This is a genomic window from Rhizobium sp. PDO1-076 (assembly GCF_000247475.1).
In the GTDB taxonomy this organism is placed as follows: Bacteria; Pseudomonadota; Alphaproteobacteria; order Rhizobiales; family Rhizobiaceae; genus Allorhizobium.
Map to the genome: position 1 here is coordinate 1 of NZ_AHZC01000083.1, position 7,457 is coordinate 7,457.

General features: G+C 59.3%; 6 protein-coding genes and 1 pseudogene. 1 reads left to right on the top strand and 6 read right to left on the bottom strand.

Annotation, left to right across the window (positions count from 1 at the left end; genetic code table 11):
* The 3 genes and pseudogenes from PDO_RS06570 to PDO_RS06575 form a co-directional block, all read right to left on the bottom strand.
* Positions 1-1,732: pseudogene (locus tag PDO_RS06570) on the bottom strand (primary-amine oxidase); the annotation flags it as partial.
* Positions 1,733-1,846: 114 nt separating this feature from the next.
* The gene (locus tag PDO_RS28235) at positions 1,847-2,020 is read right to left on the bottom strand and encodes a hypothetical protein (protein WP_007599507.1); all 174 of its coding nucleotides are present in this window, start codon (positions 2,018-2,020) and stop codon (positions 1,847-1,849) included.
* Positions 2,017-3,459, bottom strand: a complete 1,443-nt coding sequence (locus PDO_RS06575) for an APC family permease (RefSeq protein ID WP_007599509.1) — start codon at positions 3,457-3,459, stop codon at positions 2,017-2,019. Before PDO_RS06575 ends, PDO_RS28235 begins: the two co-directional genes overlap by 4 nt.
* A gap of 122 nt (positions 3,460-3,581) precedes the next feature.
* On the opposite strand from PDO_RS06575, the gene PDO_RS06580 reads away from it, so the two are divergent.
* A complete protein-coding gene (locus tag PDO_RS06580) occupies positions 3,582-4,619 on the top strand; it encodes an AraC family transcriptional regulator (RefSeq protein WP_007599511.1) in 1,038 nt (345 codons plus the stop codon).
* Positions 4,620-4,814: 195 nt separating this feature from the next.
* On the opposite strand, the gene PDO_RS06585 is transcribed toward PDO_RS06580, so the two are convergent.
* From PDO_RS06585 to PDO_RS06595, 3 genes are all read right to left on the bottom strand, one after another.
* Positions 4,815-5,279, bottom strand: coding sequence for an MAPEG family protein (locus PDO_RS06585; protein ID WP_007599513.1), 465 nt, complete (start codon positions 5,277-5,279; stop codon positions 4,815-4,817).
* Positions 5,280-5,607: 328 nt separating this feature from the next.
* Positions 5,608-7,014, bottom strand: coding sequence for a dihydropyrimidinase (gene hydA / locus PDO_RS06590; protein ID WP_007599514.1), 1,407 nt, complete (start codon positions 7,012-7,014; stop codon positions 5,608-5,610).
* Between the two features lie 25 nt (positions 7,015-7,039).
* A complete protein-coding gene (locus tag PDO_RS06595; RefSeq protein WP_007599515.1) occupies positions 7,040-7,378 on the bottom strand; it encodes an aminotransferase class V-fold PLP-dependent enzyme in 339 nt (112 codons plus the stop codon).
* Between the last annotated feature and the right edge of the window lie 79 nt (positions 7,379-7,457).

Here is a 7,457-nt window from a genome sequence, read left to right on the forward strand (position 1 = left end):
CGGCAGGCCATCCCCGCCGGCCATGCACGTTTGGATAGTCGCCGCTGGCGTATTTTTCGGCTGGGTCGAAGGCGGTAACCCAGATGTGCTTCTTGGCGAAACCGCCACGCTGGGCAACAGTCGAACCTTCCTGCGCCAGCATTAGCGGGCTGGGCATGACCACCATCTTGTAACCCGGCGCCTTGCCGACAGAGTTCGTCACATTGGGGTTCTGCACCTTCCAGTAACGGCCTGTCTCACCGCTGGCGATGGCCGGTGAATCCAGTTCGCGTTTCAGAAGCTTGGTCTTCGTGTCGAAGACATTGCCATACGGATTGTCGTCGCCCCAGGGACGCGGCACGAATTCATGCTCGGTCACGGTATTGCCGCCGCCGTCGACATCCATGTGCAGACGGGCATTAAAGAAATGCTGGTGGGTCGGACCGCCGAGATTGTCGTCGACCATGCCGCCCCATTGATAGGTCTCACCGGGGGCTACCGCCGCCGTTTGGATGATGCCTGTGAGCTTGGCTTCGAGCTGGATCGTACCATCCTGGTAGAGATACCAGTAGAAGCCATAGTCATAATTGCCGACGGTGGCGAAGAAGGAAATGACAAGACGGCGCGAGCGGCGGACCTCGAAAATTCCGTTGCGGAATTCATAGTGTTTCCAGAGGATGCCGTAGTCCTCCTCATGCATGCAGATGGCATTCTTCATCACTGTCGGCTGGCCGAAGTCATCGGCCGAAGGCACGTCGAAATAATGGATATGGCCAAGGCAGTCGCAGCCAAGTTCCAGGCAATTGGCGAGGCGGCCGAGACCGTATTCGCCGGCATCGAAGGCACTTTTCCAAAAATGGTTGGCGGTCGGATCGGCATAGGGCACGACCATTTCCGTGACCGAGGCGCGGAAGACGATTGGACGATGTTTGCCGCCGTCCTTGATTCCGAGTTCATGCAGGACAAGGCCTTCGCGCGGGGTGAAGCCGACACGGAACGACCAGTTCTGCCACTCGACCTTCCAGCCGTCGACGCTAAAGCTTGGGCCGTCCGGCTGGACGATGTTGAGCGGCTTCACGTCCTTGCGCGTTTCCGGGAAAGCTTCCTTGCCGTAATTGCGCTTCTTCTTCGGCACCGGAATGATCTTCTCGTCATCGACCAGATCGACCACCTGGTTCTTGACTAGGTCGACTACGGCGACGACGCCTTCGATCGGATGGGCATAACCGTTGTCGCGTTCATCCTCGCGCCAGTAGGACACGGCGCGCACGATGCGCTGGCCCTTTTCGAACTCGAGGCCGAAATAGCCGGAGGAGAAGGGGTCGATCTGGACGAGCGGGATGTCGGCATCCGTGATGCCGCGCTTCTTGACGGCCGCGATCCAGCGCGGGTCGGACTTGACGGTCGCCTCGACTGTCTCGAATTCGCAGAGCATGACGGGCGGCTGGCCATAGGGCATCTGGTCGAGCGGCATGCGGGTGAAGGCTGTGACGGTTGCCGTGGTCAGGTCGACAATACCCTCGAAGGTTTCGCCATTGCTGATGTCGAGTGCCAGCAGGAAGGCGAGACGCGGCAGCGGCTTGCCGTTACGGAATGCCAGCATGTCGGTCTTGGTTGGCTCTTCCAGCCGGATGATCGGAAAACGGATGGTCGCGGCAAGTGCCTTGTCCTGCTTGAGGATGGCAACGGCTGCACCGATTTCCGTGAGGCTCAACGGGTCGAGCGGATGGGTTTTGACGACAACGGCGTCCATGGTTTTCACCTCATTCTGAAGGGGCATTTGGGCAAGGCTTGGTGGCTTGGTGGCTTGTTGGCCCGGTGGCTTGAACGGGCGCCGCCGATTGCGGCGCCCTTTGCATTAACTGCTTTATCGACCTGCCTGGCTTGCGCAGATCTCGGTCAGCATGGCTTCGCCATGGATGCAGAAGATCTGGCAGAAAGCATGGGCTTCGGTCGCGACCACCAAGGTGAGGGCGGTCAGCATGGCCAGAGAAAGTGCTAGCATACGGTCAGCCGGATTGAGGCTTGCGATCGTGGTCATTCGAATACCTTTCCGAGCGACGCATAGAGCATGGGCTTCTGCTTCTTGATCTGCATGGCAAAGGCCGCGCCGATCAAGCCGATGAGCACGATCAGATAGGGGAAGGATTTGACGATCAGGCTCTCGCTGCCAGAGAGCAGCGACAGGTTGGAAATCACCAGGAACAGCGCACCGAGCAATCCGACAAGGCCAAGCGCTGGCGCAAGCAAGGTCGTCCAGATGCCGTGGCTTGTCGGCGTCTTGCGGAAGAACATGATGATGGCGACAGAGACCAGAACCTGTACGGCGAGGATACCAATGACCGCCAGTGCGGACATCCAGGAGAACACGACCGTATAGGGGTCGGCACCGGCGAGGATGAAGAGCACCAGAACCAAGGCGGCAATAGCGCTCTGGACAAGGCCGGCGACATAGGGCGAGCCATGCATCGGATGCACCTTGCCGAGCACCTTGAAGGCAAGGCCTTCGCGACCGAGCGCGAAGAAATAGCGGTTCAACGTGTTGTGGAAGGACAAGACGCAGGCAAACAGGCTGGTGATCAGCAGGATGTTCATCACCTGGCTCGCCCAGGCGCCGAGCACGGTGTCCGTGGCGATGAAATAGAAGCTTTCAAGACCGGCGACCGCGGTTTCCTGGACCTTGCTCGGTCCATAGAACTGGGTGATCGCCCAGGTCGAGAAGGCGTAGAACAGGGTGATCAGCAGCACGGCGACATAGGTGGCGCGCGGAATGGTCTTTTCCGGGTTCTCAGCTTCTTCGCCAAAGATTGCGGTCGCTTCAAAGCCGATGAAGGAACCGACGACAAAGACCAGTGCCACGCCGACACCCGGGGCAAAGACGGCCGATGGCGAAAACGACGAGAGACTGAAGCCCTCAGGTCCGCCGCCAGCCATTACGATGCCGATATCGAGCAGCAGCAGGATGGCGATTTCGGCGATCATGCAGACACCAAGGATGGCGCCGGAAAAGGCGATGTTGCGTTGGCCGCAGACGAGCACAACGATCAGGGCTGCAAATGCCCAGGCCCACCAGAGCAGATCAAGTCCGAGCGGCGCGATTGCGCCGGCCATGAACACGCCGAACAGGCCATAGATCGCGACCTGCACCGCCGAATAGGTGACGAGCGCCATCAGGGCACCGCCGACACCGGCCGGCTTGCCAATGCCGTGGGTGATGTAGGTGTAGAAGGCTCCCGCACCGCCGACATGGCGGCTCATGGCGGTGAATCCGACCGAAAACAGCAGATAGAGCAGACCGGCGAGCACGAAGGCGCCGGGAACGCCAGCACCGTTGCCGAAGGCGAAGGCTGCCGGAGAGGCGCCGACCACGGCAGTCAACGGTGCCGCAGCAGCAACGACGAAAAAGACGATATGGGCAAGGCCGACGGAATTCTTCGCCAACCTGTCCGTGGGACCGGCCATATTTGTATCCAGTGTCATGGGAACCCCTGTTGTGTTTTGATTTTCATCAAGAGGGTAGGCGCGGCAATTTGGCCCCGATATTGCAACTCATGCCAATGAATCGATAATTCACGCCATGGCCAAGGTCGAGGACGCTAAAGATGGCATCTGCACCGCAAATAATCAGCACTACGCCTGCAATTGCATCCATTCGCGCCTCGGTTCTGACGCCGCTGGTGCAACAGATCGACCGACGTTCCGGAAAGACAGACCTCCTGCTCGCCGCGCACGGCATTCTCAGGTCCCAGCTCGACGATCCTTATGCGATGGTGCCGATGGCGCGCTATGTGGCGATCTTCGAGGATGCTGCCCTGATCGCCAACGAGCCGACGCTCGGCGCTCGCATGGGCACCTTGTTCAAGCCGAGCGATATTGGGCCGATCGGCATCCTGTTTTCGATCTCGCCGACCATCCGTGCCGGCTTCGAGCGGTTGGCGAAATACGTCAATACGGTGCAGAGCGCGACCAGTTCGGGCGTGTTCGAGGAAGACGGCAATCTGGTCTGGAGCTACCGCCTCGAGGATGCGGGGATGTGGCCGCGTCGGCAGGATAGTGAATTCACCGTCGCCGCCTCGTGTCAACTGGTGCGCAGTTGCTTTGCCAAGAGCTGGCGGCCAATCGAGGTGCATTTCGAACATGTCGCGCCACGGGATCGTTCGATGCTCGAGCGCCTTATTCGCGCGCCACTCCGGTTTGGGGAAGCCGCCAACCGTATCATCGTCTCAGGTGCCGATGCCGCGCGGGTTTATCGTCACGAGGATGCCGATCTCGCCGCCGTCCTGGAACGGCATGTCTCCGAACTTGCCGGCAAGACCATCACACCGGATACGGTGACGGAAAAGGTCCGCTCCTTGGTTGGCATTTATCTCGGCCACAAGCCGATCACGCTGCCAGCCATTGCCGCTGAACTGAAAATCTCGGTGCGCACCCTGCAACGGCGGCTTGCCGACGAAGACACGTCCTTGCGCGATCTGGTCCGCAGCTACCGCCAGACCATCGCCTCCACACAACTCGCTGCCCATATCCAGAAATCACGGATCGCCGAAGTGCTCGGCTATGCCGATTCTACCGTCCTATGGCGGGCACAGCGGGGATGGGCGCAATCCTCCGGTTCTCCGACGGACAGAAACCCGCGTTGAAACCGTCCACTCGATGGTGGCCATGTCCGGCGATTGCTGCGGCCACAAGCCAGCTGAGGCGCAACCTTGTGGCAGTTACCGGGCGCAGCAAGGAGCAGCGTCTCATTTGGCTGAAATTCGAAGCTTGAACGCGGTTGATGCTGGATATGCTTCGCCCGCTTTGTTGTGCCGCACACTCCATGCCGAACTGCTTGCCTACCAGACGGCGCTCCAGAACGTGCTTGCCGCCATGTAGATGATAATCAAAGAACCCGGCGTCCACAGTGCCGCGCGGATGTCATGAATCTGGGCGGTGTAATAGGCGAGGAAGTGCAGCATGCGGGTGACGACATAAGCGTAGAAAAGGAACTGCGCGAGGAACGCTGACGGCGCTGTCGTTACGTAAAGAAGACCGGACACTAGGAAATAAGGCAAATTTTCGAGATCATTGAGCTGAATGCGGCGGATGCGTTCAACTCGATCATTGGGAGCCAGTTGCGCATCGTTCGGTCTCGGGTTGACCAGAGTCTTTTTCAAGTCCTCCGGATTTCGAAAGCCGCCATTTTCAGCCGTCATGCGGATTACCGTAAGCCAAGACATTGCAACCCCTTTCAGGATCATCAATGTAGCTGCGATAGAATAGGCTGCAAACACAGGGTTGCTCAGGCTCAAATGGTCCATCTGAAATCCCCCAGGAACGATTTTTCTGAATGAGTTGGCTATATTACTACTGTGTCTCCAAGTATCTTATGAATTTCAAACTGCTATTCAACATGTACGATGTTGACACACGGGTGGCCGGAAGCGCTCGTGCATCAAAGCGGTGGCGAAGCGCTGGGGGCGATCGCGCGGGAGACGTAAGCGCCTCATGAACTGAGCGGTCGATCTGGTTGAATGCGGCCATACGAGCCGTGGCGAAATAGCGGCCACGCTCCTCAACAAATACAAGGCCTCGATAATCCCGGCGGCTGATCGATGCCGAGGCGTGCAGCACAGCGTTGACATAAGATCATTGAACCATCGATGAGCGCTGTCGTGCCAGGTATGATCCTCGTCGATCGGCGTCACCTACTGTTCTTCCGTCATTGACGATGGTTTTGCCGCGCAAGAGGAGGCGAACGGGCCAGCCACGGATGTCGAGACCCTCATAGGGCGTATAGTCTGCACCATGTTTCAGCATGGCGTTTGTCAATGTGACGCTTCTGTTCGGGTCCCAGAGTGCGATGTCGGCGTCAGCGCCGATCGCAATCGTGCCTTTCCTGGGATAAAGGCCGTAGAGTTTGGCATGATTCGTCGATGTCAGGGCGACAAACCGGTTGATGTCGAGACGCCCCTTCATGACACCTTCGGAAAACAGGATCGGCAGGCGGGTGGCAACACCTGGAATGCCGTTTGGTATCCAGCGGAAATGGCGCTTGCCCTTCTCGTTCAGCTTTCCCTGCGGATCGTCGAAGCGAAAGGGGCAATGGTCGGACGAGAACAGGTCGAAGACACCCTGTTCAAGGCCTTGCCAACAGGCGTCCTGGCTTGCCTTGTCGCGTGGGGGAGGTGAGCAGACATATTTTGCGCCTTCCAGCGCATCCTGGTCGAGATCGTCGGCCGTCAGCACCAGGTATTGCGGACAGGTTTCGCCGGCGATCTTCTGTCCGCGTTCACGAGCGCGCCGGATCTCTTCCATCGCCTCGCGGTTGGAGACATGCACGATGACGATCGGCACGTCGACGATCTCCGCGAGAGACAGCGCCCGGTGCGTTGCTTCCCGTTCGGCAGCAACGGGACGCGTTGTGGCATGGAATTTCGGCGCGAACTTTCCCTCTTCCTCATGGCGTCCGATCAGGTAGCGGATCGCATCCTCGTTCTCGCAATGGACCATCACCAGCGCGCCGGTGCGTCTTGCTGCGTCGAGGGTTGCGAGGATCTCGTCATCACGCAAGCGAAGCCCCTCATAGGTCATGAAGATCTTCAGCGAGGTGTAGCCGTCCTCGACCAAAGCGGGCAGCTCCTGGCCGAGCACTTCGGCTGTCGGATCGGTGATGACAAGATGGAACGACACGTCAACATGGCATTTGCCGTCCGCCTTGGCGTGATAGACTTTCAGGGCCTCGCGCAGCGACTGTCCCTTCTCCTGCATGCAGAAGGCGAGAACCGTGCTGTTGCCGCCGATCGCCGCCGAGCGGGTGCCGCTGTCGAAATCGTCGGCCATGACGATCCCGTCTCCCGAGGGCTGGTCGAGATGCACGTGGCTGTCAATGCCACCCGGCATTACAAACAGACCCGTGGCGTCGATGATCTCGTCCGCGTCCGTCAGACCCAGGGCGAGTGCCGCGACCTTTCCATCCTTGATGCCGACATCGGCGAGGAATGTGTCGCTTGCCGTTACCACCGTTCCATGCCGGATCACCGTATCGAAGCGCATCGCCCGTCTCCTTTCCTGCTCGTGTTCAGCTCGCCTTCGCAAGCCCGGCCTCTCCGGCCAGGATACGGTCGAGCGCCGCAGTGAAGCGATCCACTTCTTCGATCGTGTTGTAATGCACCATCGAGACGCGCAGCATGCCGCCCTGGTCGGTCAGGCCGAGATATTCCGCCAGCCGGCGCGAATGGAAGTCGCCGAAGCGCATGGCGATCCTATCGGCATCCATTGCCTTGCAGAGGTCTGCGGCCTCGCGGCCGTCGAAGCGAAACGCAATCGTCGGCACGCGGTTGCCGTCCCGGTTGATCGACTGACCGATGATCTGGCAGTCGTTGCGCGACCGCAGATAGTCGAGCAACCGCTCCGTCAATGCATTTTCCTGCTCGGCAATTGCGGCAAATGCCGCCTCGATCTTCTGCCGGATTCCGTTCCCTTTTCACCCGCCTGTT